20 protein-coding genes are annotated in these 23,570 nt (G+C 72.8%); 9 read left to right on the top strand and 11 right to left on the bottom strand.

From position 1 onward, the window contains the following. Position 1: 1 nt before the first annotated feature. Positions 2 to 496, bottom strand: coding sequence for a DUF3145 domain-containing protein (locus IO20_RS0100165; RefSeq protein ID WP_030220896.1), 495 nt, complete (start codon positions 494 to 496; stop codon positions 2 to 4). 259 nt (positions 497 to 755) lie between these two features. Here IO20_RS0100165 and IO20_RS0100160 point away from each other — a divergent pair, with 259 nt between their 5' ends. Next, positions 756 to 1,673 carry an SGNH/GDSL hydrolase family protein gene (locus IO20_RS0100160; protein WP_030547938.1) on the top strand — a complete coding sequence of 306 codons (918 nt, stop codon included), beginning with the start codon at positions 756 to 758 and terminating at the stop codon, positions 1,671 to 1,673. A 60-nt stretch (positions 1,674 to 1,733) separates the two neighbouring features. Here IO20_RS0100160 and IO20_RS0100155 read toward each other — a convergent pair whose 3' ends face one another. Further along, positions 1,734 to 4,169, bottom strand: a complete 2,436-nt coding sequence (locus IO20_RS0100155) for a glycoside hydrolase family 3 protein (RefSeq protein ID WP_030547940.1) — start codon at positions 4,167 to 4,169, stop codon at positions 1,734 to 1,736. Positions 4,170 to 4,322: 153 nt separating this feature from the next. Between IO20_RS0100155 and IO20_RS0100150 the strand changes: the two genes are divergently transcribed. Both IO20_RS0100150 and IO20_RS0100145 read left to right on the top strand, forming a co-directional pair. After that, entirely contained in the window at positions 4,323 to 4,895 is a 573-nt protein-coding gene (locus IO20_RS0100150; RefSeq protein ID WP_030547942.1) for a TetR/AcrR family transcriptional regulator, read from the top strand. A gap of 231 nt (positions 4,896 to 5,126) precedes the next feature. Further along, on the top strand, positions 5,127 to 5,840 hold the full coding sequence (locus IO20_RS0100145; RefSeq protein WP_030547944.1) for a carbon-nitrogen hydrolase family protein: 714 nt from the start codon (positions 5,127 to 5,129) through the stop codon (positions 5,838 to 5,840). A gap of 61 nt (positions 5,841 to 5,901) precedes the next feature. Here IO20_RS0100145 and IO20_RS0100140 read toward each other — a convergent pair whose 3' ends face one another. From IO20_RS0100140 to IO20_RS0100125, 4 genes are all read right to left on the bottom strand, one after another. Next, positions 5,902 to 6,729, bottom strand: a complete 828-nt coding sequence (locus IO20_RS0100140) for a pectate lyase (protein WP_030547946.1) — start codon at positions 6,727 to 6,729, stop codon at positions 5,902 to 5,904. An 11-nt stretch (positions 6,730 to 6,740) separates the two neighbouring features. After that, positions 6,741 to 7,580 (bottom strand): EI24 domain-containing protein, encoded by an 840-nt coding sequence (locus IO20_RS0100135; protein ID WP_030547948.1) that lies wholly within the window; start codon positions 7,578 to 7,580, stop codon positions 6,741 to 6,743. 129 nt (positions 7,581 to 7,709) lie between these two features. Then, positions 7,710 to 8,132 carry an organic hydroperoxide resistance protein gene (locus tag IO20_RS0100130; protein ID WP_030547950.1) on the bottom strand — a complete coding sequence of 141 codons (423 nt, stop codon included), beginning with the start codon at positions 8,130 to 8,132 and terminating at the stop codon, positions 7,710 to 7,712. 72 nt (positions 8,133 to 8,204) lie between these two features. Then, a complete protein-coding gene (locus tag IO20_RS0100125; RefSeq protein ID WP_030547952.1) occupies positions 8,205 to 9,218 on the bottom strand; it encodes an NADP-dependent oxidoreductase in 1,014 nt (337 codons plus the stop codon). A gap of 106 nt (positions 9,219 to 9,324) precedes the next feature. Here IO20_RS0100125 and IO20_RS0100120 point away from each other — a divergent pair, with 106 nt between their 5' ends. Further along, complete coding sequence (locus IO20_RS0100120; RefSeq protein ID WP_030547954.1) at positions 9,325 to 9,753, top strand: MarR family winged helix-turn-helix transcriptional regulator; 429 nt, start codon at positions 9,325 to 9,327, stop codon at positions 9,751 to 9,753. 44 nt (positions 9,754 to 9,797) lie between these two features. On the opposite strand, the gene IO20_RS0100115 is transcribed toward IO20_RS0100120, so the two are convergent. Further along, positions 9,798 to 10,205, bottom strand: coding sequence for a MerR family transcriptional regulator (locus tag IO20_RS0100115; protein ID WP_030547956.1), 408 nt, complete (start codon positions 10,203 to 10,205; stop codon positions 9,798 to 9,800). A 50-nt stretch (positions 10,206 to 10,255) separates the two neighbouring features. Between IO20_RS0100115 and IO20_RS0100110 the strand changes: the two genes are divergently transcribed. Further along, the gene (locus tag IO20_RS0100110) at positions 10,256 to 11,140 is read left to right on the top strand and encodes an NAD(P)-dependent oxidoreductase (RefSeq protein ID WP_030547959.1); all 885 of its coding nucleotides are present in this window, start codon (positions 10,256 to 10,258) and stop codon (positions 11,138 to 11,140) included. A 30-nt stretch (positions 11,141 to 11,170) separates the two neighbouring features. Here the strand turns inward: IO20_RS0100110 and IO20_RS0100105 are convergent, their stop codons facing one another. Beyond that, a complete protein-coding gene (locus tag IO20_RS0100105; RefSeq protein WP_030547961.1) occupies positions 11,171 to 12,058 on the bottom strand; it encodes an SCO2400 family protein in 888 nt (295 codons plus the stop codon). Positions 12,059 to 12,472: 414 nt separating this feature from the next. On the opposite strand from IO20_RS0100105, the gene mreB reads away from it, so the two are divergent. The 4 genes from mreB (at position 12,473) to IO20_RS0100085 (ending at position 17,901) form a co-directional block, all read left to right on the top strand. Next, positions 12,473 to 13,534: a rod shape-determining protein gene (gene mreB, locus IO20_RS0100100; RefSeq protein ID WP_030220933.1), complete on the top strand. Its 1,062-nt coding sequence runs from the start codon at positions 12,473 to 12,475 to the stop codon at positions 13,532 to 13,534. A gap of 73 nt (positions 13,535 to 13,607) precedes the next feature. Beyond that, complete coding sequence (locus IO20_RS0100095) at positions 13,608 to 15,053, top strand: GAF domain-containing sensor histidine kinase (protein WP_030547964.1); 1,446 nt, start codon at positions 13,608 to 13,610, stop codon at positions 15,051 to 15,053. A 136-nt stretch (positions 15,054 to 15,189) separates the two neighbouring features. Further along, positions 15,190 to 16,374, top strand: coding sequence for a nitrate/nitrite transporter (locus IO20_RS0100090; protein WP_051874339.1), 1,185 nt, complete (start codon positions 15,190 to 15,192; stop codon positions 16,372 to 16,374). Positions 16,375 to 16,452: 78 nt separating this feature from the next. Then, a complete protein-coding gene (locus IO20_RS0100085; RefSeq protein ID WP_030547968.1) occupies positions 16,453 to 17,901 on the top strand; it encodes an acyl-CoA synthetase in 1,449 nt (482 codons plus the stop codon). A 103-nt stretch (positions 17,902 to 18,004) separates the two neighbouring features. Here the strand turns inward: IO20_RS0100085 and IO20_RS0100080 are convergent, their stop codons facing one another. From IO20_RS0100080 to IO20_RS0100070, 3 genes are all read right to left on the bottom strand, one after another. Continuing rightward, a complete protein-coding gene (locus IO20_RS0100080; RefSeq protein ID WP_030547969.1) occupies positions 18,005 to 21,688 on the bottom strand; it encodes a S8 family serine peptidase in 3,684 nt (1,227 codons plus the stop codon). Between the two features lie 156 nt (positions 21,689 to 21,844). Then, on the bottom strand, positions 21,845 to 23,107 hold the full coding sequence (locus tag IO20_RS0100075) for an MFS transporter (RefSeq protein ID WP_030547970.1): 1,263 nt from the start codon (positions 23,105 to 23,107) through the stop codon (positions 21,845 to 21,847). Then, positions 23,104 to 23,550 carry a GNAT family N-acetyltransferase gene (locus IO20_RS0100070; RefSeq protein WP_030547971.1) on the bottom strand — a complete coding sequence of 149 codons (447 nt, stop codon included), beginning with the start codon at positions 23,548 to 23,550 and terminating at the stop codon, positions 23,104 to 23,106. The genes IO20_RS0100075 and IO20_RS0100070 overlap by 4 nt, the downstream gene beginning before the upstream one ends. Positions 23,551 to 23,570 lie beyond the last annotated feature (20 nt).

Raw genomic sequence — 23,570 nt, 5'->3', positions numbered from 1 at the left:
CTCAGACGACCTGGTGGAGCCAGCGGACCGGGGCGCCCTCGCCCGCGTAGCGGAAGGGCTCCAGTTCGTCGTCCCAGGGCTTGCCGAGGAGCTTGGCGATCTCGGCCTCCAGCTGCGTCTCGCCCTGGAGGGAGCGCGCCAGGGCGGCCCGCAGCCGGTCCTCGGGGATCAGGATGTCGCCGTGCATGCCGGTGACCGCGTGGAAGATGCCCAGGTCGGGCGTGGCGCTGTAGCGCTCGCCCTCGGCGGTGGGGCAGGGTTCCGCGGTGACCTCGAAGCGGAGCATCTGCCAGCCGCGCAGCGCGGAGGCGAGTTCGGAGGCGGTGCCGGTGCGGCCCTGCCAGGAGAACTCGGCTCTCCAGGTGCCGGGGGACGCCGGCTGGCGGATCCAGTCGAGCTGGACCCTCGCACCGAGGACGCCCGCCACCGCCCATTCGACGTGCGGGCACAGCGCGCGCGGTGCGGAGTGAACGTACAGGACTCCACGTGTCGTCACCGGGACCTCCAGTGTGGGACGAGGTTCGCCTTTCCCAGCGGCCTCAGTAAACAGCATCAGGAGTAAAACGTCACAAACCCCCAAAAAGAGGACAGGATGTGACGTGATGTAATTTACCGGAGCCGGTCGGCAAAGCTGCCTCTGGTTCGACGGGGGAAAAGCTACCGTGCCGCGCCGTCATCGGTGTGACGTACGGTCGGTCCGGGGGCGGGTGAACACGAAGCTTTCACTCGCCAGGACGCCGAAGGAGGGGCCGGGGATGCGCGGCCGAGGCCGATTCCTTACCGCTGCCGTCACCGTGACGGCCGCGCTGCTGTGCGCGGGGGCACTGTCCGGCTGCACCTCGGACGAGCCCGTGGGAGGGCCCGCGGGAGAGCCCGTGGCGAAGACCGCCACGGCGAGCGCGGCGCCGAGACCGTCGCCGAAGCCGACGTCGCTGTGGGACGTCTCCCCCGCCTCCGTCGCCGCCGTGGGCGACTCCGTCACCCGCGCCTTCGACGCCTGCGCGGTCCTCGCGGACTGCCCCGAGGTGTCCTGGGCCACCGGCACCGACGCGACCGTGAACAGCCTGGCCCTGCGCCTCCTGGGCCCGGCGAAGGTCGCCACCCGCAGTTGGAACCTGGCCAGGACGGGCGCCCGGATGGCGGAGCTTCCCGAGCAGATGGCGGGGGCGGCGGCCGAGAAGCCCGAGCTTGTGACGGTGATGATGGGCGCGAACGACGCCTGCCGTCCCACGCCGGCGCTGATGACTCCGGTCGACGACTTCCGCGTCTCCTTCGAGGCGGCGCTCGCCCGGCTGCGGGCGGGCGCGCCGAAGGCGCAGGTGTACGTGGCGAGCGTGCCCGACCTCAAGCACCTGTGGTCGACGGGGCGGCTGAGCCCGCAGGGGCTCCAGGTGTGGAAGCTGGGGATCTGCGGCTCGATGCTGGCGGACGCGGAGGACCTGGGTCCGGCGGCCGAGCGGCGGCGTGCGGCGGTCCAGGAGCGGGTGGTGGCGTACAACGGGGTCCTGAGGGACGTGTGCGCGAAGGACGCGCGGTGCCGGTACGACGGTGGGGCGGTCTTCGGTTTCCGCTTCGACGGCGGGCAGTTGAGCCCCTGGGACTGGTTCCATCCGAGCCGGGACGGGCAGGCGCGGCTCGCGGAGCTCGCGTACCGGCGGATCACGAAGGAGTGAGGGACCCCGGGGCGGTTGTCAGGTGCCGCCCCGGGGCCGTTCGCGGGGTTTCCCCGGGGGTCAGACCTCCAGGGTCGCTGTCAGGCGGGTGTCGGTGAGGGAGTGGGCGGCCCGCACCTCGTAGGTGCCGGGGACGAGGGTCCAGTCGTTCTTCGCCTCGTCCCAGATCTCGAAGGCGCGGCGGGGCAGCGTGATCTCCGCCTCGACGGTCTCGCCGGGTCCGGCCTCGACGCTTCCGAAGCCGGCCAGCCGGCGCTCGGGGCGGTGGACGTCGTCGGCCCGGGGCGCCAGGTAGATCTGGACGACCTCGCGGCCGGGCCGGTCGCCGGTGTTGGTGACCCGGACGGTGACCGCGTCGGGGCGCACGACCAGGGAGTCGTACGACCAGGTGGTGTAGCCGAGGCCGTGCCCGAAGGCGTACGCGGGGGCCGTCTGCAGTCGGTCCCAGGCGCGGTAGCCGATGAAGAGACCCTCGCTGTAGGCGAGTTGCCCCTCGACGGGGGTGACGTCGGTGACGGGTGCGTCGGCGAGGGCGCCGGGCCAGGTGGTGGGGAGGCGGCCGCCGGGCTCCTCTGCGCCGGTGAGGACGTCGGCGAGGGCGGCGCCGCCCTCCTGGCCGGGGAACCAGCTGAGCAGGATCGCGGCCACGTCCTCGCGCCAGGGCAGTTCGACCGGGGAGCCGGCGTTGACCACGACGACGGTGTTCGGGTTGACGGCGGCCACGGCCCGTACGAGGTCGTCCTGGCGGCCGGGGAGGGCGAGGTCCTTGCGGTCGAAGCCCTCGGACTCGACGCGCTCCGTGGTGGCGACGACCACGACGGCGGTGTCGGCGGCGCGGGCGGCCTCGACGGCCTCGGCGATCAGTTCGTCGGGGTCACGGCGGGGACCGAGGTGGACGAAGGAGAAGACGACGGCCGGCAGCGGGACCGCGAACTCCTTGTCGAGGGTGTGGAGCAGGGACACCTCGACGGTCTCGCCCGCGGTCAGCGTGACCTTGGCGCGCTCGACCGGGGAGCCGAAGAGGGCCTCGAAGGGGTCGGTCTCGGGGCCCATGGCCTGGACGCCGTCGAAGACGGTCTCGCCCGCGACGGTGAGGGTGTAGGCGCCGAGGCCGCGGGTGCCGAAGGAGTGCGTGCCCGTCTCGCGCGGGGTGAAGGTGCCGACGACCTCGATGGAGGCGAGGGCCTCGTAAGTGACGCCGGCCGGGAGGTCGTCCCCGATCCACTGCACCTGCCCGTTGGGCAGGGAGCCCTCGCCGAGGAGCCGTCCCTCGGCGTCGCGGCAGCGGGCACGGAGGGTGAAGCCCTGTTCCGCGGGGGCGAGTTCGTCGCTGGGGTCGGCGCCGACGGTGAAGGTCAGGGCGCCCTCCGGCAGGGCGTCGGTGAGGCCGGCGAGCGGGGAGACGACGTGGTCGGGGAAGACCTGGGCGGAGCCGCCGCCGAGGACGCGGGCGTCGCGGGCGGCGGCGCCGGAGAGGGCGACGGTGCCGCTCCCGAGGGGCAGGGCGGCGTTCTCGTTGCGTACGAGGACGAAGCCGCGGCGGGCGATCTCGCGGGCGAGGGCGTCGCCGTCGATCGGGGCCGGGGGTTCGGTGACGACCGGCGGGGCGCCTTCGAGGGCGCCAACGCGGGCGGCGAGCCGCAGGACGTTGCGTACGGCCGTGTCGACGGCGGACTCCTCGACCTCGCCGGCGCGAACGGCGGCGGCGAGCGCCTCGCCGTAGACGGTGACGGGGCCGGGCATGGCGACGTCGAGGCCGCCCTCGATGTCGCCGGTGGTGGAGCGGGCGGCCATCCAGTCGGAGACGTTGAAGCCGTCGAAGCCCCACTCGCCGCGCAGGACGTCGTTCACGAGGTACCGGTGCTCGGTCATCGTCACGCCGTTGACCTGGTTGTAGGCGGTCATGATGCCCCAGGGGTGGGCGTTCCTGACGATGGCCTCGAAGGGGGCGAGGTAGAGCTCGCGGAGGGGGCGAGGGGCGATCCGGTTGTCGACGGTGAAGCGGTCGGTCTCGGCGTCGTTTCCGACGAAGTGCTTGACCGTGGTGCCGACGCCGCCGTCCTGCACGCCCTGGACGTAGCCGGTGCCGATCTCACCGGTGAGGAAGGGGTCCTCGCTGTAGGCCTCGAAGTGGCGTCCGCCGAGCGGGGTGCGGTGCAGGTTGACGGTGGGGGCGAGGAGGACGTGGACGCCCTTGCGGCGGGCCTCCTGGGCGAGGAGGCGGCCGGCGCGGCGGGCGAGCGCGGGGTCCCAGGCGGCGGCGAGGGCGGTCGGGGAGGGCAGGGCGACGGACGGGTCGTCGGCGGTCCAGCGGACGCCGCGGACGCCGATGGGGCCGTCGGACATGACCAGGGACTTCAGGCCGATCTCGGGCAGTGCGGGCAGGGACCACATGTCCTGGCCGCCGAGCAGCCGCGCCTTGGCGTCCAGGTCGAGCTTGGCGAGCGCCGTCTCGACGGCCTGTTCCCGTGCCGTGTCCGCGCCGGTCTGCGTCATGGCCGTACCTCCTCGTTGACGTACTGGTGACCCCGATGCGGCCATGGTGCACCCCTCACCTGTAAGACGGTAGGTAACGTAATCGTCTTGTTATTTTCACGGGGGAGGTACGGTCCTGTCGGACACTCGAACGCTCGGAAGGGGGCCACGGCGATGGTGCGGGCCAGAAGCGAGGAGCGGCGGGCGGACATCCTCCGCGCATCCCTAGAAGTGATCGCCGAACGCGGCTACCGGGGTGCCACCCTGGGCTCCGTCGCCGAACGGGTCGGGCTGACCCAGCAGGGACTCCTGCACTACTTCCCGACGAAGGAGGCGCTCCTCGTCGCCGTCCTGGAGGAGCGCGACCGCTGGGACACCAGCGGGGCCCGGGACCCCGAGGGCTGGCGGCTCGACCTGCTCGAATCCCTCGTCGAGTACAACGCCATGCGGCCGGGCATCGTGCAGACGTTCTCCGCCCTGCTCGGCGAGAGCGTCACCGAGGGACACCCGGCGCGGGAGTTCTTCACCGAGCGGTACGCGCACGTGCGGGCGAACATGGCGCGGGTGCTGCGCCTGGAGTTCGGTGAGCGGCTGCCCGGCGGACTCACCCCGGAGCGGGCGGCCCCGCTGCTCACGGCCGTGATGGACGGCCTCCAGTACCAGTGGCTCCTGGACCCGGCGGCGGTGGACATGCCGTCCGCCTTCCGCGACTTCCTGCGGCTCCTGCAGGGGGCCGACAGGTCTTAGGGCCTGTCTTCTGGAGCAGGCCCTGCATGCCGGTGCCGGTGACCGGAGCTCGACGGGCCACCGCCGAGAGGTCCTCGGCGAGGAGGGCCGGGTCCGGCGGATCCGTGCCGCGACCCCGCCGGGGCCGACCGTGGCGGCGACCGCGTTCCTGGAGGGGCTGCGGGAGGCGGCGGAGGCGCTGCGGGGGCCCCGGGGGTTCCCGCGCCTCGGGCGGGCGGGATGATGGCGGGCATGATCGTCGCAGCCACCCAGTTCGCCCCGGTCGCCGGGGACATCGACGCCAACGTCCGTACGGTCGCCGGTCTGGTCCGGGCCGCCGGGGCGGAGGGGGCCCGTGTGGTCGTCTTCCCCGAGCTCTGCCTCAGCGGGTACGAGCCGGCCCTGATCCGGGACACCCCGGGTCTTGTCCTCACCGAGGACGACCCGCGGCTCGCCCCCGTACGGGAGGCCTGCCGGGAGGTCTCGGCCGCGGCCGTGGTCAACGGGCCGGTGCGGACGGCGGACGGGCGGCCCGCCGTCACCTCGCTGGTGATCGGCCCCGACGGGTCGCTCCTCACCCGCTACGACAAGCAGAACCTGTACGGGATCGAGCTGGAGGTCTTCGCGGCCGGCACCGCCGACGGGCGGTTCACGCTCGACGGGGTGCGGTTCGCGACCGCCACCTGCTACGACAACCGCTTCCCCGAGCTGGCCGAGCGGGCCGCCGCCGACGGCTGCGCGGTCTACCTGGCGAGTTCGGTGCTCTCCGCCGACAACGACTCGTTCGAGAAGGTGTATCCGGTACGGGCCCGGGACTTCGGTCTGTACGTGGTCCTCGGCAACGTCCTCGGCGCCAACGAGGACGGGGTCGGCACCGGCCTGGCCGGTGCCTGGGGCCCCGACGGTGGGCGGATCGCCGACGCGGGCCCTGACACGGCGGGGTTCGTCCTCGCCGAGGTCGGCTGACGCCTCTCTGAGGGAGCCGGGGCCGGGCGGCCGTAGGAGATACGGCCGCCCGGTTTCGGGATCAGTCGTAGGTGAGGTCTCCGGCCGCGTAACGGCAGGTGACGCCGTCGGGGCCGGTGCCGATCTCCTTGGGCTCCTTGCCGGTGTTGTTGCCGGTGAAGCGGGTGCACGGCTTGATCTTCTTGCCGGTGTCGCCGTGGATGCGGATGTTCCGCAGGGTGGCGGTGTCGCCGTAGTTGGCGTTGACGCCGACGATCGACTTGCCGGGCGTGGTGATGTCGACGTCGTTGATCAGGATGGTGCGCGGGTACTGCTTCTTGCAGTTGCCGCAGGAGCGGACCAGCTTGCCGAAGTCGGAGACCTGGAACTTGGTCACGACCAGCTTGCCGGCGCCGTTGAACTGGAAGACCTTGTCGGACGCGCTCTTCGCGCCGCCGCCGTAGACCGCGTACACCGACGACGCCGAGGTGCCCTTGAAGGTGGCGGCGTCCTCGCCGACGTTCTCCCACCAGACGTTCTGCAGGGTGCAGCTGCCGAGGCAGTGGACCCCGTCGGCGGCCGGCGAGCCGAGGATCACGTTCTTGAGGACCGCGCCGTCCTTGAGGACGAAGACGGGCTTCTGGCTCTCGCCCTGGCCGTCGGAGCCCAGCTCACCGGTGCCGTAGAAGCGCTTGAGCTTGCCGTCGTAGGTGCCCGAGACCTCGATGGACGCGGGGACCGGCTTGCTGCCCTTCGCCTGGGGCCACGCGGCCACCGTGGGGGCGGCGGGCGCGGCGCCCGCCGGGGCGAGCAGGGAGCTGGTGACGAGGGCCGCACCCGTGATGCCGAGGGCGCTCAGGCCGCCGATGAGGGCGCGGCGGCGGCCCGTCTTCCGCTTGTGGGACGTCATGTGCTCTTCCTTCAGTGGGGGAGGTGGTGCACCTTCTGGTCGCCACTGGAGGAGGAAAGGTTGCCGCGTTCTTGATCGTTTTCCTGCGCGTCGCCGTCACGGTCGTCGTCGGCCGTCTCGCCGCGCAGGTCACGGGCCATCAGGGTGGCGCCCGCGACGGCTCCCGGCATCAGGAAGACGGCGACGAACGGCACCAGGAAGGCGAGGGTCAGCGGCACTCCGAAGCCGAGGACGGCGGTCCGGCGCCCGCGCAGCAGCCCGAGGCGCTCCTTGAGCTCGACGCCCCGGCGCTGGAACGCGACCGCGGTCAGCTCCTCGGCGAGGAAGAAGCCGGAGACGCAGAAGCCGATGACGGGGACGACGGTCTGGCCGACCACCGGGATGAAACCGCAGGCGAACAGCAGGATGCCGTAGAACGCGACCCGCAGCAGGACCCGCAGGCTGTCACGGGCGGAGATCCACAGCTCGCGCCAGAGCGGAAGCCCGGACTCGGGCACTTCGCCGCCCTCGCTGCGGTCGACCGCCTCGGACAGCGACTCGTAGAACGGCTGGCCCACGAGCAGGGTGACGGCGGTGAACGTGATCACGGCGAGGAACAGCCCGAAGGCGAAGACCAGCGCGGTCAGGGTGCCGCGGAAGACGTCGACCCAGGGCGAGGTCCAGTCGTCGGCGAACGGCGTCGCCCAGGCGGTCAGGTCGTCGGCGCCGTAGCCGAGACCGACGAGCGCGCCCGCGTAGAGGACCAGGGTCACGAGCCCCGGCAGCAGCCCGAATCCGAACCACCGTCCGTGCCGGCCCACCCACTTCTGGCCCTGTACCAGGTAACCGAAACCCGCCCCGAAATCGCGCATGGGGCCACTTTATCGGGGGCCCGCGGACCGGCGGCGGCGGGCCGAACACGGCGAGGACCGCACCCCGGGGCGGGGTGCGGTCCTCGTTCCGCACTACGGTCCGGACTCTGCGACCGGACCCGTCTGGACTCAGACGGCGAGCTCGACCGTGATGTTGCCGCGGGTCGCCTTGGAGTACGGGCAGACCTGGTGCGCCTTCTCGATCAGGCTCTTCGCGGTCTCGGCGTCCACGTTCGGGATGGTCGCCGAGATCTTGACGATGATGCCGAAGCCGTCGTCGTTCTTGCCGATGCCGACCTCGGCGGTGACCGTCGCGCCCGAGATGTCGGCGTTCTCGTTACGGGCGACGACGCCGAGCGCGCCCTGGAAGCAGGCGCTGTAGCCCGCCGCGAAGAGCTGCTCGGGGTTGGTGCCCGCGCCGGAGCCGCCCATGGCCTTGGGCGGGTTGACGACGACGTCGAGCTGGCCGTCGTCGGTGGCGACACGGCCGTCACGCCCGTTCTCGGCGGTGGCGACGGCGGTGTAGAGGACGTCGGAGTGCTGGATCGACATGCGAGGTACTTCCTTCATGGGTTCGCCGCGACTCGCGCCCACGATCGCGACGGCTGAGGGAAGACTAACGGGTCACACCGAGACGATCATCTTTCCGGTGTTGTCACCGCGGAGCAGGCCGAGGAAGGCGTCCACGCCGTTCTCGATGCCGTCGACGAAGGTCTCGCGGTGCTTCAGCTCGCCGGAGCCGAGCCAGCCGCCGACCTCCTGGACGAACTGCTGCTGGAGGCCGTAGTGGTCGCCGACGAGGACGCCCTGGAGACGCAGCCGCTTGCCGATGATCATCGCCATGTTGCGGGGTCCGGCCACCGGCTCGGTGTCGTTGTACTGGGCGATCATGCCGCAGATGGTCGCGCGGCCGTGCACGTTGAGCGTGGAGATCGCGGCTTCGAGGTGCTCCCCGCCGACGTTGTCGAAGTAGACGTCGATGCCGTCGGGGGCGGCCTCGCGGAGCTGGTCCTTGACCGGGCCGTTCTTGTAGTTGAAGGCGGCGTCGAAGCCGAGCTCCTCGACGAGGAACTTGACCTTCTCGTCGGAGCCGGCCGAGCCGATGACCCGGGAGGCGCCCTTGAGGCGCGCCATCTGACCGACCTGGCTGCCGACGGCACCGGCGGCGCCGGAGACGAAGACCGCGTCGCCCTCCTTGAAGGAGGCGACGTCGAAGAGGCCCGCGTAGGCCGTGAGGCCGGTCATGCCGAGCACGCCGAGGTAGGCGGAGAGGGGGGCGAGCGCCGGGTCGACCTTGGTCGCGTGCTGCGCCGGGACGTCGGCGTACTCGCGCCAGCCGAGGCCGTGCAGGACGTGGTCGCCGACGGCGAAGCCCTCGGCGTTGGACGCGATGACCTCGCCGACCGCGCCGCCGTCCATCGGGTGGTCCAGCTTGAACGGCGGAATGTACGACTTCACGTCGTTCATCCGGCCCCGCATGTACGGGTCGACCGAGAAGTGCAGGTTGCGCACCAGGACGCGGCCCTCGGCGGGCTCGGTGACCGGGGTCTCGCGCAGGGCGAAGTCCGCGGGGGTCGGCCAGCCGTGCGGACGGGCGACGAGGTGCCACTCACGGCTGGACGCGGGAAGAACGGACATGAGCACGGCCTCCGATAAAAGCTTGAGATCACAAACGATTCACTGACTGAAACAACCATGCGCCTACATATTTCATGTTGTCAAGTATCCGGGTACGATGGATCCCATGGCCACCTCACGCACGGACCCCGTCACCCTCGAAGTCGTCGAACTCATCGGCGCCGTCGTGGCGCGCTACTACGCGGAGTACGAGCAGGCGGCCGGACAGCACGCACTGACCGGGGCGCAGGCCCGGGTCCTCGGCCTGCTGTCGCTCGACCCGCTGCCGATGCGCCGGATCGCCCAGAAGCTGAAGTGCGAGCCGTCGAACATCACCGGGATCGTGGACCGGCTGGAAGCGCGCGGCCTGGTCGAGCGCCGACCCGACCCGGCCGACCGCCGCGTCAAGCTGGCCGTCCCCACGGACGAGGGCCGCGAGACGGCCCGCCGGCTGCGCGAGTCCCTCGACTTCGCCCGCGAGCCGCTCGGCGAGCTGACCGAGGCCGAGCGCACCGTGCTGCGGGACCTGCTGAAGCGCATGCTGGGCGAGGTCTAAGAACCCCCCGCGCATGCTGGGCGAGGTCTGAAGCCCTCCGGACTTCAGGCGGTGGCGGGCTCCGGGGCGGCGCCCTCGAAGGGCGGGTAGTTCTCGTCGCTCATCCGCTCGGCCGCTTCGATGTACGCGGCGAGGGCCCCGCGCGACCGGGCGAGCCGGTCCATCTGCTCGTCGATCCGCCGCATCCGCGACCGCATCGCCGCCACGAGGTCGGGGCAGCCGATCAGCTCCGGCACCTCGCCGACCGCGCACGGCAGCAGGTACGCGATGTCCTCGGAGGACAGGCCGGCGTCGAGGAGGTGCCGGATCTGCCGCACCCGCAGCACGGCACTCTCGTCGTACTCCCGATAGCCGTTCGCTCCGCGTCCCGCCTCAAGGAGGCCCTGGGCCTCGTAGTAGCGCAGCTGATGGGTGTTCAGGCCCGTCCGGCGGCCCAGCTCCCCGATCCGCATCGACGTTCCCCCTTGACCTTCACACCGGTATGAACGTCGACGATGCTGCCATGAACGACACCACCACCACACCTGTGACGGTCATCGGACTCGGGCTGATGGGCCAGGCACTCGCCGGCGCCTTCCTGAGGGCCGGACACCCCACGACCGTATGGAACAGGACGTCCGCCAAGGCCGACCGGCTCGTGGCCGAGGGCGCGCTGCGGGCGGCGTCGGTCGGCGACGCGGTCGCGGCCGGCGGCCTGACGGTCCTCTGCGTCACCGACTACCGGGCCGTGCGCGAGCTGCTCGGCGCGAGCGACGTCGCCCTGGACGGCGCCACCCTCGTCAACCTGACCTCGGGCGACTCGGCCCAGGCCAGGGAGACGGCCCGCTGGGCCGGGGAGCGGGGCGCCCGCTACCTGGACGGCGCCCTCATGGCCGTCCCGCCGGTGATCGGGACCGCCGACGCGGTGATCCTGCACAGCGGGCCGCCCGCGGTCTTCGAGGCGCACGCCGCCACGCTCGGCGCGCTCGGCACCGTCACCCACCTCGGCGAGGACCCCGGCCTCGCGTCCCTGTACGACGTGGCCGGCCTCGCCATGATGTGGAGCGTCCTGAACGCCTGGCTCCAGGGCACCGCGCTGCTCCGGACGGCCGGCGTCGACGCCAGGACGTACGCGCCGTTCGCGCGGCAGATCGCCGCCGGGGTCGCCGAATGGCTGCCCGGGTACGCCGAGCAGATCGACAACGGCTCCTTCCCCGCCGAGGTGGCGGCCCTGGAGACCGACGTACGGGCGATGGCGCACCTGGTCGAGGAGAGCGAGGCCGCCGGGATCAACGCCGAACTGCCCAGGCTGCTCAAGGCGATGGCGGACCGCTCGGTCGCCGCCGGGCACGGCAAGGAGCAGTACCCGGTGCTGATCGAGGAGTTCGTCACGCCCCGGGACGTCTGACGGAGACCGACACGACCCGGACTGCAGGCCCTAGACGCACCACCAGAGGAAGCGGGTGCACGTCGGGGACGGCGTCGGGGTCGGGGTGGTGGCGGTCGGTGCGGGCCCCGTGGTCGAGGGGGCGGGGCCGCCGGTCGTCGCCGAGGGGGACGGCGTCCCGTCGCCGTCCGTGGCCGAGGAGGTCGCCGTGGGCGTGGCGGACGGGGACGCCGGGTCGGTGGCGGTCGGCGATCCGGTCGGTGCGCCCTCTCCCCCGCTTCCCGTACCCGTACCCGTCCCCGGTCCCGGTCCCGTGCCCGATCCCGTACCTGGTCCTGATCCCGCGCCCGCGCTGGATCCCGCGGCCGGGCGGCCCGTGGCCGGGGCCGCGCTCACGTGGCGGGGGCGCGTCGACGTCTCCGAGGCGACCGGGGACGGGCCGGAGCCGTCCGGGAGGTCGCTCGCGACGGGCTCGGGGGACAGCGTGACCTCGGGGACGTCCTGCTCCTCGACGGCCGACGCGGCGCCCAGGGCCTCCGGCTCCTCCAGGGCCATGCGCACCAGGCTCAGCGTCCCGGCGGCGAGCACCAGGCCGAGGGTTCCCACCAGGACCGTACGGGTACGGCCTCCCCGCGCACGTCGGCCTCTGCGCGTGGCGGCGCGGCCCTGGGCGGCCGAGCGTCCACGGGCGGCACGACGGCCGCCGGAGGCCGGGCGCGGGCGCTCGACGACGTCGAGCTCGTAGACGTGCTCGGACCCGACGGGCAGGACCGGCTCGACCGACTCGACCTGCTGGGTCGGATGGGTCGGCTGAGCCGGGTACGTCGGCTGGACGGGTATGTGGGGGGTCTCATACCGCAGTTCCTCGACGGGAGTCCCGCACCCGGCACAGGCGAGGGCCCCGTTGAGATGCCGCCGGCACGCGTGGCAGTAGTCCATGGGCCCCGCAGGCTATGCGGCCCAGCACGGCCCCAGGTAGGCGCGGAAGTGAGGATCCTGTGAGGAAACCGCAGGTCGACGGCGGTGCGTCGTGATTCTCCCGCTTCGGGGCGTCCTGGCTGCCCACCCCGGTCCAGGGCCTGTCCCTCGGATCAGGCCGGATCAGGGAGCGGGGGCTGGTGCGTGCGATCGCGAGGCGGAGGAGGGAGCCGACGCGGAGCGTTGGGGACCGACGACAACGCGGCGAGCGTGCGTGCCAGCCCCCGCGAGCCCGGCATGATCCGAGGGACAGGCCCTGACCCCGGGCGGCGCATCCCAGCGCGCGCCGCGCCGCGGACGGCCGGACGATGCGAACAGGACCGCGAAACGCGAAACACCTCGCCCGTGCCAGCACCGCACTCCGGAGGATCCGCCGTGACCGTCAGCCTTGAGCAGCTGCGTCGTTGCCATGTCGCCGTCGACCTGGGTGCCGCCCGCACCCGGGTCTTCGTCAAGGGCGCCGGACTCGTCGTCGACGAGCCGAGCGTCGCAGCCGTCAACACCCGTACCGGAGCGCTGATCGCCGTCGGCGCGCTCGCCGAGAAGATGACCGGCCGCACCCCCGACTACATCCGGGTCGTCAGACCGGTGTCGGGCGGCACGGTCGTCGACATCGAGATGGCGCAGCGGATGCTGCGTCACCTCCTCGGCGAGAAGCTCCGCCGTCAGCTGCGACGCAAGCCCCGGCTGCGCGCCGCCGCCTGCACCCCGCACGACAGCGACCCGCTCGCGCAGCGCGCCGCCGTGGAGACCCTCGTCGGTCTGGGGGCGCGCCGGGTCGAGCTGGTCGACACGCTGATCGCGGCTGCCGTGGGCTGCGGTCTTCCGGTCGAGCAGCCGACGGCGACCATGATCATGGTGTGCGGGGCGGCGACCACGCAGGTCGCGGTGCTCTCGCTCGGCGCGATCGTCACGGCGGAGCGGATGCCGGTCGGCGGTGACGCCATCGACCACGCCGTCATCCAGCACCTGCGCCACCACCACGAGCTGATGCTGCCGAGCCAGTCGGTACGTCCGCTGCAGCTGGCCCTCAGCGGGAACGGCCTGACGCCGCACGGCCCCGCCTGGACCGAGATCCACGGCCGGGACGTCGCGACGGGCCTCGCCCGTTCGGTGACCGTCGACACCGCCGCCGTACGGGAGGCGATCCACACGCCGCTGACGGCGGTCCTCGACGGCATCGGGAAGGTGCTGCGGGACTGCCCGCCGGACCTGGTGGCCGACCTCGCGGACCGCGGGATCATGATGGTGGGCGGCAGCGCCCTGCTGCCGGGGCTCGACCAGATGCTGCGCGAGGCGACCGGCATGCCGGTGCACATCGCGGAACGCCCGGACGTGTGCGCGGTGCTGGGGCTCGGGGCGATGCTGGAGGGCAAGGTCCAGCCGATGATCCTCGACCCGCTGGCGGAGCGTGACCCGCTGGCCGACGAGGACTGACCCTCGGCGACTGAGAAGACGAACCGACCGGAACGAACCGACGAGACGACCCGATTCGCATGACGATGAGACCATGACGATCATGGACGAGGACAGGGACGAGAGCACCGACTCGGACCCGGAGGGCGGCCCCCGTCTGCCCATGCTGCTCGAAGCGGTCCTCAGCGTCGGCACGGACCTCGAACTCCGCACCACCCTCCAGCACATCGTGGACTCCGCCACCGAGCTGACCGGGGCCCGCTACGGCGCGCTCGGGGTCGTCGACCCCGAGCGCCGCCGGCTCACCGAACTCCTCACCTCCGGCATGCCCGAGGAGGAGCGGCAGCGCGTCGCCCGTCTGCCCGACGACCCCACCGGGCTGCTCGACGTCCCGATCCGCGTCCACACCGAGGTCTTCGGCCATCTGTACCTCGCCGAGAGGCGCACGGGCGGTTTCACCGAGGAGGACCTCGGTCTGCTCCGCGTCCTCGCGTCGCAGGCCGGGATCGCCATCGGCAACGCCCGTCTGTACGAGACCGCCCGGCAGAGGGAGCGCTGGATCGAGGGCGCGGCGGCGGTGACGACGGCCCTGCTCACCGGCGCGTCCGCCGAGAACGCCCTGATGACCGTGGCCGAGCAGGCCCGGATCCTCGCCGGCGCGTCGGCGGGGGTGGTCCTCCAGCCCACCACGGAGGGCGGGATGGAGATCGTCGCCGCCTCGACGACGGACGACCCGGGCGATCTGGTCGGTACGACGATCGCGCCCGGCTCCCCCGTTCTCGTGCAACTGCTCGGCGGGGAGCCGGTGTTCGTCGAGGACTCGGCCATCGATCCCCGGATGACCACCCATGTGCGGTCCCGTTTCGGCCCGTCGATGATGCTGCCGCTGCAGAGTGGCGGGAAGCTCATCGGCACCCTTGCTCTCCCCCGGCGGCGCGGCGATCTCCCCTACACGGCGGTGGACCGGCTCCTCGCCTCGCAGTTCGCCTCGCAGGCGGCGCTCGCGCTCGTCCTGGCGGACGCGCGGCAGGACAGGGAGCGGCTCGCGGTGTTCGAGGACCGCGACCGGATCGCCCGCGACCTGCACGACCTGGTCGTCCAGCGGCTGTTCGCGACGGAGATGATGCTGGAGTCCACCCGGCGGCGGGCGGCCGGTTCCGCCGACGAGAACGAACTCCTCGGCCGGGCGGTGGACGAGCTGGACTCCACGATCCAGGAGGTCCGCACGACCATCTTCGCGCTCCAGCAGCCGCCCGCGGACGCGCCGGCGTCCTTCCGCGGGAAGGTGCTCAGGGAGACCGGCGGGGCCGCGGTCCTGCTCGGCTTCCAGCCGTCCGTGCACTTCTCCGGCGCGGTCGACACCCTCGTGGACGAGGAGTCGGAGGGGAAGCTCCTCGGCGCCCTGCGCGGGGCGCTCGCGACGGCGCACCGGCGGTCGGGGATCGGGGCGATCACGGTCGAGGTGTCGGCCGGGGGCGGAGGGGTCCGCCTCCGGGTCGAGGACGACGGCACCCCGCCGACGGTGGTGACCTGGCCGTAAAGGCATTCAGGGGCCGGTGCGCGCGGGGTACCCGTACGGACCAGCCCGGCGCGCCGCCCCCGCCGCCCCGATCTTGACTGGAGGCGTGACGACCGAGAGCAAGCCCCCGACAGCGGCGGCGTACCGCAATCTGGCGATGGCCACGATCGGCTTCACGCTCACCTTCTGGGCGTGGGACCTGATCGCGCCGATCGCGAGCTGGTACGGCGACCGGCTCGACCTCAGCTCCTTCCAGCAGTCGCTGCTCGTCGCGGTCCCCGTCCTGGTCGGCTCGGTCGGCCGCATTCCGGCCGGGGCGCTGACGGACCGCTACGGGGCGAAGCTGATGTTCCCGCTCGTCTCCGCGCTCACGATCATCCCCGTACTGCTCCTCATCGTGGTCAAGGACAGTTACGGCCTGATGCTGGTGGTCGGCTTCCTCCTGGGCCTCGGCGGCACGACGTTCGCCATCGGCATCCCGCTGGTCAACTCCTGGTTCCCGCCCGAGAAGCGCGGCCTGGCGCTCGGGGTGTTCGGCATGGGCATGGGCGGTGTGGCGCTCTCCGGCTACTTCACGCCCCGGATCGCCGAGCACGGCGAGAACCTGCCGTTCATCGTGGTGGCCGTCGCGCTGGCCGCGTACGCGGTGCTCGCCGTGTTCCTCATCACGGACCGGCCCGACCGGCCCGTGCCGACGGAGCCGCTCGGGACCCGGCTGCGCTCGGCGGGCAGGCTGCGGGTGACGTGGGAGCTGTCGGCGCTGTACGCGATCGGGTTCGGCGGCATCGTCGCGTTCGGCGTCTACCTGCCGACGTACCTGAAGACCTGGTACGAGCTCGACCCGACGGACGCGGGCACGAAGGCGGCCGGGTTCGCCCTGGTCACGGTGGTCTTCCGGCCGATCGGCGGCTGGCTGTCCGACCGGGTCCACCCGGCGCTCGTCACGGCCGTCGCGCTCGGCACGGTCGCCCTACTCGCGATCGTCCAGGCCTTCGACCCGCCCCTGAACCCGGGCGGCACGACCGCCCTGCTCGTCATGGCGGCCGGTCTCGGCACGGCGAGCGGCTCCGTCTTCGCCCTGGTCTCCCAGGTCACCCCGCAGGCCAAGGTGGGCAGCGTGACCGGGATCGTCGGCGCGATGGGCGGGCTCGGCGGCTTCCTTCCGCCGCTCGTGATGGGCGCGATCTACAGCTCCAAGGGCTCGTACTCGATCGGCTTCATGCTGCTGTCCGACCTGGCGCTCGCGGGCTGTGTGTACGCGTACGGGCGGATGCGCGGAATCCGGCCGGACGGCGGGGAGCCGGCGCCGGAAGCGACGAAGGTCACGGCCGGCAGGCCCTGACACCCCGGCGGAACGTGCTCCTCACCCCGGAGAATGCTCCCCGGCAACCCTCGACCTCGACCCCGAGGAGTACGACCGGTGAGTGCGCTCTTCCCGGCCCTTGCGGCCCCTTCCGCCCGGCCCGCGCTGCGTTTCGGCACGGACACCCTGACGTACGAGGAACTGGCGCGGGCCGCCGGGGCCCTGGCGGCCCGGATCGGGGGCGCGGGGCGGGTCGCCGTCCGGGCGACACCGACCGCGCACACGGCGGTCGCGGTGGTCGCCGCCCTGATGGCGGGCCTGCCCGCCGTACCGCTCAATCCGCGGACGGGCGAGCGGGAGCTGGCGCACATCCTCGCTGACAGCGAGCCCACGGTGGTGCTCGCCGGGCCCGGGGACGAGCTGCCCGCCGGTCTCGCGGGGCTTCCCCGGATCGACGTGGCCCTCACCGGGCCCGCCGGGCCCCTTCCCCTGGAACCGGCCGACCCCGAGTCCCCCGCCCTCATCGTCTACACCTCCGGCACCACCGGCCCGCCGAAGGGGGTCGTCCTGTCCCGGCGGGCGATCGGCGCGTCCCTCGACGCGCTCGCCGACGCCTGGTCCTGGACTGCCGACGACGTCCTCGTGCACGCGCTGCCGCTGTTCCACGTCCACGGGCTGATCCTCGGAATCCTGGGGCCGCTGCGGCGGGGCGGCGAGGTGCGGCACCTGGGCGCGTTCTCGGCGGAGGGCGTGGCGCGGGAGCTGGGCGCCGGAGGCGGCACCATGCTGTTCGGCGTACCGACCATGTACCACCGGCTTGCTGACGCGCTCGCCGACGACCCGGCGCTCGTCGCGGCGATGGCGGGCGCGCGGCTCCTCGTGTCGGGTTCGGCGGCGCTGCCGGTCCACGACCACGAGCGGATCACGGCGGCGACGGGCCGGACGGTGGTGGAGCGGTACGGGATGACCGAGACGCTCATGAACACCAGCGTGCGGCCGGGCGCCGGGCCGCGCCCCGGGACCGTCGGGCACCCGCTCGCGGGGGTCGACCTGCGGCTCGTGGACGAGGACGGTTCCGTACTGAAGGAGCTGGACGGGGAGACGGTCGGCGAGGTGCAGGTGCGGGGCCCGAACCTGTTCTCCGGCTACCTCAACCGGCCGGAGGCGACGGCGGAGGCCTTCGACGGCGACTGGTTCCGCACCGGCGACATGGCGGTAAGGGAGGCGGACGGGGCGGTGCGTCTGGTGGGCCGCAAGGCCACCGACCTGATCAAGAGCGGCGGCTACAAGATCGGGGCGGGCGAGATAGAGAACGCCCTCCTGGACCACCCCGGCATACGCGAGGTGGCCGTCACCGGTGAGCCCGACCCGGACCTGGGCGAGCGGATCGTGGCCTGGGTGGTGCCGGCGGACGCCTCGGCGCCCCCGGCGGCGGCGGAGCTCGCCGATCACGTGGCGCGCCTCCTCGCTCCGCACAAGCGGCCCCGGACGGTGCGGTATCTCGACGCGCTCCCCCGCAACGACATGGGCAAGGTCCTGAAGAAGGCGCTCCCTGGAAGGAGTTGACCGCTGAATGGCCGGGCCCCTCTCTGAATGGCCGGGCCCCTCCTCGCCGAGAGGCCGGGCCCTCTCCTCGTGGGAAGGGGCCCGGCCCTGAGGGTGTCGAGCGTTACCTCACGCCGACCGCGCGGATCAGCTCCTGCTTGACCGAGCCGCCCCGGTCGTCGCTCGCGCCGGCCCGCAGCGAGACGGAGTCGGCACCGGACGGGACGCGCAGCTCCCCGGTCCAGGCCGCGCCGCGCCACGACTTCCTGAGGGCGACCTTCGTCCAGGTCGCGCCCTCGTCGTAGGAGACCTCCAGGGTGCCGGAGGCGATGGTGCCGGTGCCGGTCGCTCCCTCGACGTACTCGGCGAAGATCCCGACGGGCAGCCTGCTTCCGGCCCGGACGTCACCGTTCAGGTCGGTGTCCAGGTCGAAGCCGAGGTTGAGCATCGGCAGGTAGGTGATCCGGTCGGCCGGGGTCTCGGCGGAGCGGAACGTCCACTCGCTGTGGCCCTTGCTCCCGAGCCGCCAGCGGGCCGGGTCGAGCGCGGTGTCGGTCACGACCTTGTACGTGGCCTCCTCGGCAGGAGCGTCCCAGGCGTAGGCGCCGGAGCTCATCTTCCGGTCGACGCGGACCCCGTCGACGTACACCTCGGTGTACTGGGTCATCGTGTCGTCGCCCCACACGTTGCCGAAGCCCGTGTGGTCAGTGCCCGAGTCACCCCAGCCGGGGGTGTTGAAGCGCAGGTCGTTGCCGCTGCGCTGCTGGCCCCAGCCCAGGCCGGTGCCCAGCCACGGGTGCCAGACGGGGCCGAACCAGTCGAGCGCGACCCGGCTGCCGCCCCGGTAGGACGGGGTGCCGCCGCGCTGCTCCAGGGAGTCGCCGAGGTCGACGGACTCGTGCCAGCGCTGGCCGGCGCCGGTGGAGACGTACTCGGTGCGCTCGGCCGGGAAGGCGATCCACTCCTTGAAGCCGAAACCGATCGGGAAGGTGTCGGTGATCGAGTAGCGGAACTCCCCGCCCAGTTCCTTCCGCTTGGTCGGCATGCGGAAGGTGGAGCGGATGGTGGCGAGCTCGTCCTCGTCGGGGCGGAAGACCAGGTCGGTGCCGATGGCGCCGGGGTGGCCCTCGGAGAGGTCGTACGTGAACGGGGTGAAGCGCGTGCCGGTCAGGTCGACGCGGCCGCCCCGGGCCGCGCCGGCCGCGAGCCGGTTCGCGTCGGCGGTGTTGACGGTGGCGACCGGGAGCGGCCGGTCCTGGTAGTCGGCGGTGCCGAACCACTTCATCAGCCGGCCGGCCCGGTCGTCGGTGACGAACAGGGTCTTGGCGCCGGCGTCCTGGGCGGTCTGGGCGAGCGCGGTCGGGTCGGCGCCGTCGGTCAGGCGGACGAGGACGGCCTTGCCGGTGACGTTCCGGCCCGCGTACTCGGCGGGGGTGCCGGTGCCCGCGTCGACCAGGCCGAGGCGGTGACCGCCCTCCAGGAGGCCGGTGCCGGCCTGCGGGGTGGCACCGGCCAGCCGGACGCCGTCGACGCTCGCGTCGAGCATCGGCTTGCCGAGCCGCCAGACGGTCCGGTACTCGAAGGTGCCGGTCGCGGGCTCACGGGTGGGCGCGGCGAAGATCGAGTCGTACAGCGGCGGGACCTGGACGGCTCCGCCGTAGGAGGCGCCGTTCGCCTTCCGGTCGAACTCCATGAGGAGCTGCCGGGTCTCGGTGCGCTTCTCGACCTCGGCGCGGACCTCGCGCAGCCGCCGGCCGTCGAGGGTGATCTCGCGGTCGCGGTCGAGGGTGATCTCCGGCTCGGTGAGGAAGCCGAGGCCGAGGGAGTCGGCGCCGTGGGAACCGCGCACGTCGAGGAAGGTGTCGACGGTGTACGTGCCGGGCTTGAGGCGCAGTTCGAGGGTGCCTGACTCGCCGACCGTGGCCGGGAAGGGGTCCTCGCCCCGGGCGAGCTTCTGGACGCCGAGGAAGGCGGGGGCGGGGGCGCCGTCGCGGTCCTTGACGTGGACGGTGAGGGTGTAGCGCTCCTCCTCCTTCACCAGGCCGAGCGCGGTGTGCGCGACGGGCGCGCCTCCCGCGGTGGCGGTGATCCGGCCGGAGGACTGTCCGACGGGGGCCTTGGCGCCGTCGCCGGTGACGGTGGTGGACGCGGTGCCGTGGGCGGGGACGGTGAGGGTGGTGTCGGCGAGGGCGGTGACCCCGGCCGGCATGCCTTCCACGGCGAGGTTCAGCTCGACCGGCGCGTCGGAGGAGTTGGTGTAGGTGACGGTCTTCGTGACCGGCTTGTTCGTCTCGTAGGGCCAGGAGAAGAAGCCGAGGTCGGCGGAGCCGGTCGCGGTGACGTTCGCGGAGATCGCGGCGGCCACGTCGACCCGTCCGGAGCCGAGCGCGTACGAGGAGGCGTCGAGCGTCTTCGACGACGACATCAGCGCGTCCTTGAGCTGGGCGCCGGTCCAGTCGGGGTGCTTCTCGGCGAGCAGGGCGGCGACACCGGCGATGTGCGGGGTCGCCATCGACGTACCGCTCATGGAGGTGTAGAGGCCGCTTCCGGCGGCGAGTTGGGAGCGGGCCGCGAGGATGCCGACGCCGGGGGCCGACAGGTCGGGCTTGAGGGCCTGGTCGCCGTGGCGGGGGCCCTGGCTCGTGAAGTACGCGGCCTCGTCTGCCGGGTCGACCGCGCCGACGGTGAGGGCGGAGTCGGCGGCGCCGGGCGAGCCGATGGAGCCGGGGGCGCCGGAGTTGCCCGCGGCGACGACGAAGAGTGCGCCGGTCTCGGCGGACAGGGTGTTGACGGCCTGGGCCATCGGGTCGGTGCCGTCGCTCGGTTCGCGCGAGCCGAGGCTCATCGAGACGATCTTCGCGTCGATGTCCTTGGCGGCCCACTCCATGCCGGCGATGATCTGCGACTCGGTGCCGGAGCCCTCGTCGCTGAGGACCTTGCCGACGGCGAGGGTGGCGCCGGGGGCGACGCCCTTCTCCTTGCCGTCGGAGCCCGCTCCGCTGCCGCCGACGGTGGAGGCGACGTGCGTGCCGTGGCCGTCGCGGTCGGCGACCTCCTGGCCCTCGATGAAGGACTTCGACTCGGCGACCCGGCCCGTCAGGTCGGGGTGGCCGAGGTCGGCGCCGGTGTCGAGGACGGCGACCTTGACGCCCTTGCCGGTGAGCCCGGCCTCCCAGGCCTTAGGGGTGCCGATCTGCGCGTTGGACTCGGCCATGGCGGCGTCGACCTTGCCGTCGAGCCAGACCTTGGCGGGGGCTGCGGCGCGGGCGTTCGGGGCGGCGGTGAAGCCACGCCAGAAGGCGGCGGGGTCGGTGGCGGTGACGGCGGCGCCGCCGATGCTCGGCAGCGCGCGGACGGTCTCGGCGCCGCGCGGGGTTCCCGCGGTGGTCCGCGCGTGCTTGCCTCCGTACGTGACGATCAGCGGCAGCTCGCCGGTGACGCCCTGCTCGACGAGGCCGGTGACGTCGAAGAGGCGCGGGTCGAGCACCCCGGACTCCAGGTAGGGGCGGGCCTCGTCGGGGACGACGGTGACCCGGCCGTCGGCGATCCGGCTGCGTATCGCGCCGGTGGCGCCCTCGGCCCGGTCGACGGTGACGGTCTGCTGTCCGCCGCCGAGGTCGGTGAGGGTCACGCGGTCGCCGGTGACCAGGGTGACGGTGGCGCTCTTCGCCGCCCCGAACGTCTCCGGTACGGCGGAGGCGGTGGTCCCGGCGGCGGCGGTCTGCCCGGCCGGGAGCATCACGAGGGAGACGCCCGCGGCGAGCAGCGCGACTCTCCCTCTGCCGAAGGGTGTGGTCCTCGACGTCATCGTTGGAACTCCTCGCGGACCCGGGGTCGGGGGTGTTTTCCGGGTGCTGCGAGGAGTCTTGGCCCTGGTGGCGGGAGTTGAGTCCGCTCGCTCCTGGCGGTTATGCGCCGTGGCGGCCAACCGCCAGAACAGGACGTGCCGTTCGGGGCGAATTGCTCACGGAGTCGGGTCGAGGGCGTCGTACCGGCGGAAATCGCGCCCGTACAGGGCGAGGACGCCGATCGCGAGGACACAGGCGAGCCCGCCGCCCGTGACGGCGACGGCCGGCGAGGTCAGGTCGGCCACCGAGCCGGCGAGGAAGTCGCCGAGGCGGGGCCCTCCGGCGACGACCACGATGAACACGCCCTGGAGCCGGCCGCGCATCTCGTCCGGCGCGGCGACCTGCATCATCGTGTTGCGGAAGATCATCGAGACGGTGTCGGAGTATCCCGCGAGGGCGAGCAGCAGCAGCCCGAGCCACAGGTTCCTGGTGAGCCCGAAGACGGCGATGGCGGTGCCCCAGCAGGCCACCGCGATCAGGATCGCCTGCCCGTGGTGGCGGATACGGCCCTGCCAGCCGGACAGCACTCCGCCGAGCAGCGCACCGAACGCGGGCGCCGCGACCAGGAGTCCGGCCGTCTTGGCGTCGCCGCCGAACCAGACCACGGCGACGGCCGGGAACAGGGCCCGGGGGTGGGCCAGGATCATCGCGCAGAAGTCCGAGAGGAACGTCATGCGCAGGTTGGGGCGGGTGGCGAGGAACCGCAGCCCGTCGAGGACCGAGGCCCGCTTGCCCCCCTTGCGGTCGGGGAGCATCGACGGCAGCCGCCACATCGCGTAGAGGCTCGCGGAGAAGGCGACGGCGTCGATCAGGTACGCGGTCTGGAACCCGGCGAACCCGACGATCAGACCGCCGAGGCTGGGCCCCACCAGCATCCCGAAGGTCATGACCATCGAGTTGAGCGCGTTGGCGGCGCGCAGCTGCTCGGGCGGCAGGAGCCGGGGGATCATCGACGTGCGGGCGGGCGAGTTGAGGGCGGCGCAGACGGCCTGGAGGGCGACGATCCCGTACAGGAACCAGACCCGGTGGAAGCCGGCGAACGCGGCGGCGGCGAGCGCGATCGAGAGCACGGCGGAGCCGCAGGCGCTGTAGAGGCCGAGCTTGCGGCGGTCGACGGTGTCCGCGATGGCGCCGCCGTACAGGCCGAAGGCGACGAGCGGCACGAGGGAGAAGAGCCCGACGAGCCCGACGGAGAAGGGCGAGCGGGTGATGTCGTAGACCTGGAGGGAGACGGCGAGAGACGTCATTCCCTGGCCGACCCAGGAGACGGTGCTGCCGAACCAGAGACGGCGGTAGTGCGGGGAGGTGCGCAGCGGGGTGAGGTCGGCGAAGACCCGGCGGCGGTCCTGCTCCTCCCGCTCCTCCTTGGTGGCGGTCACGCGACGTCGTACCGGAGCTCGGGGCGGTCCCAGTGGATGTGCCCGGCGTGCGGGACCGTCCCGGTGCGGACGGCGCCGGTGCGCAGGTAGAACTCCTCGGCGGGCGGATGCGAGACGACCCGCACGGACCGCAGCCCGGCGGCCCTGGCCTGCCCGGTCATGTGCGCCATGAGCTGCCGCCCGATGCCGAGGCCCTGGGCGCCGTCGGCGACGAAGGCGAGGTCGAGCTCGGCCTCGTCGACGAGGAGGGCGTAGAACCCGAGCACGAGGCCCTCCTCGTCGACGGCGACGAAGACGGGGTGGTGCTCGATGTACGGACCGCCGACCTGGTACCCGTCGACCATGCCGGCGTAGTCCCCCCGGTAGGCCCGGGACCCCCGGACGAGCCGGGTGAGCCGCTTGGAGTCGTCGGCGGTGGCGCGCCGGATGGTGATGTCGGGCATGGGGTGAGTATAGGGACGGG

Origin of the sequence: Streptomyces exfoliatus (genome assembly GCF_000725545.1) — a bacterium.
In the GTDB taxonomy this organism is placed as follows: domain Bacteria; phylum Actinomycetota; class Actinomycetes; order Streptomycetales; family Streptomycetaceae; genus Streptomyces; species Streptomyces exfoliatus.
The sequence above is the reverse complement of the archived record's forward strand: the minus strand, read 5'-3'. Positions and strand labels throughout refer to the sequence as shown.

Coding starts and splice junctions, on each gene's coding strand:
- IO20_RS0100160 (WP_030547938.1), top strand. CDS start 756: ATGCGCGGCCGAGGCCGATTCCTTACCGCTGCCGTCACCGTGACGGCC.
- IO20_RS0100155 (WP_030547940.1), bottom strand. CDS start 4,169: ATGACGCAGACCGGCGCGGACACGGCACGGGAACAGGCCGTCGAGACG.
- IO20_RS0100150 (WP_030547942.1), top strand. CDS start 4,323: ATGGTGCGGGCCAGAAGCGAGGAGCGGCGGGCGGACATCCTCCGCGCA.
- IO20_RS0100145 (WP_030547944.1), top strand. CDS start 5,127: ATGATCGTCGCAGCCACCCAGTTCGCCCCGGTCGCCGGGGACATCGAC.
- IO20_RS0100140 (WP_030547946.1), bottom strand. CDS start 6,729: ATGACGTCCCACAAGCGGAAGACGGGCCGCCGCCGCGCCCTCATCGGC.
- IO20_RS0100135 (WP_030547948.1), bottom strand. CDS start 7,580: ATGCGCGATTTCGGGGCGGGTTTCGGTTACCTGGTACAGGGCCAGAAG.
- IO20_RS0100130 (WP_030547950.1), bottom strand. CDS start 8,132: ATGTCGATCCAGCACTCCGACGTCCTCTACACCGCCGTCGCCACCGCC.
- IO20_RS0100125 (WP_030547952.1), bottom strand. CDS start 9,218: ATGTCCGTTCTTCCCGCGTCCAGCCGTGAGTGGCACCTCGTCGCCCGT.
- IO20_RS0100120 (WP_030547954.1), top strand. CDS start 9,325: ATGGCCACCTCACGCACGGACCCCGTCACCCTCGAAGTCGTCGAACTC.
- IO20_RS0100115 (WP_030547956.1), bottom strand. CDS start 10,205: ATGCGGATCGGGGAGCTGGGCCGCCGGACGGGCCTGAACACCCATCAG.
- IO20_RS0100110 (WP_030547959.1), top strand. CDS start 10,256: ATGAACGACACCACCACCACACCTGTGACGGTCATCGGACTCGGGCTG.
- IO20_RS0100105 (WP_030547961.1), bottom strand. CDS start 12,058: ATGGACTACTGCCACGCGTGCCGGCGGCATCTCAACGGGGCCCTCGCC.
- IO20_RS0100095 (WP_030547964.1), top strand. CDS start 13,608: ATGACGATCATGGACGAGGACAGGGACGAGAGCACCGACTCGGACCCG.
- IO20_RS0100090 (WP_051874339.1), top strand. CDS start 15,190: ATGGCCACGATCGGCTTCACGCTCACCTTCTGGGCGTGGGACCTGATC.
- IO20_RS0100080 (WP_030547969.1), bottom strand. CDS start 21,688: ATGACGTCGAGGACCACACCCTTCGGCAGAGGGAGAGTCGCGCTGCTC.
- IO20_RS0100070 (WP_030547971.1), bottom strand. CDS start 23,550: ATGCCCGACATCACCATCCGGCGCGCCACCGCCGACGACTCCAAGCGG.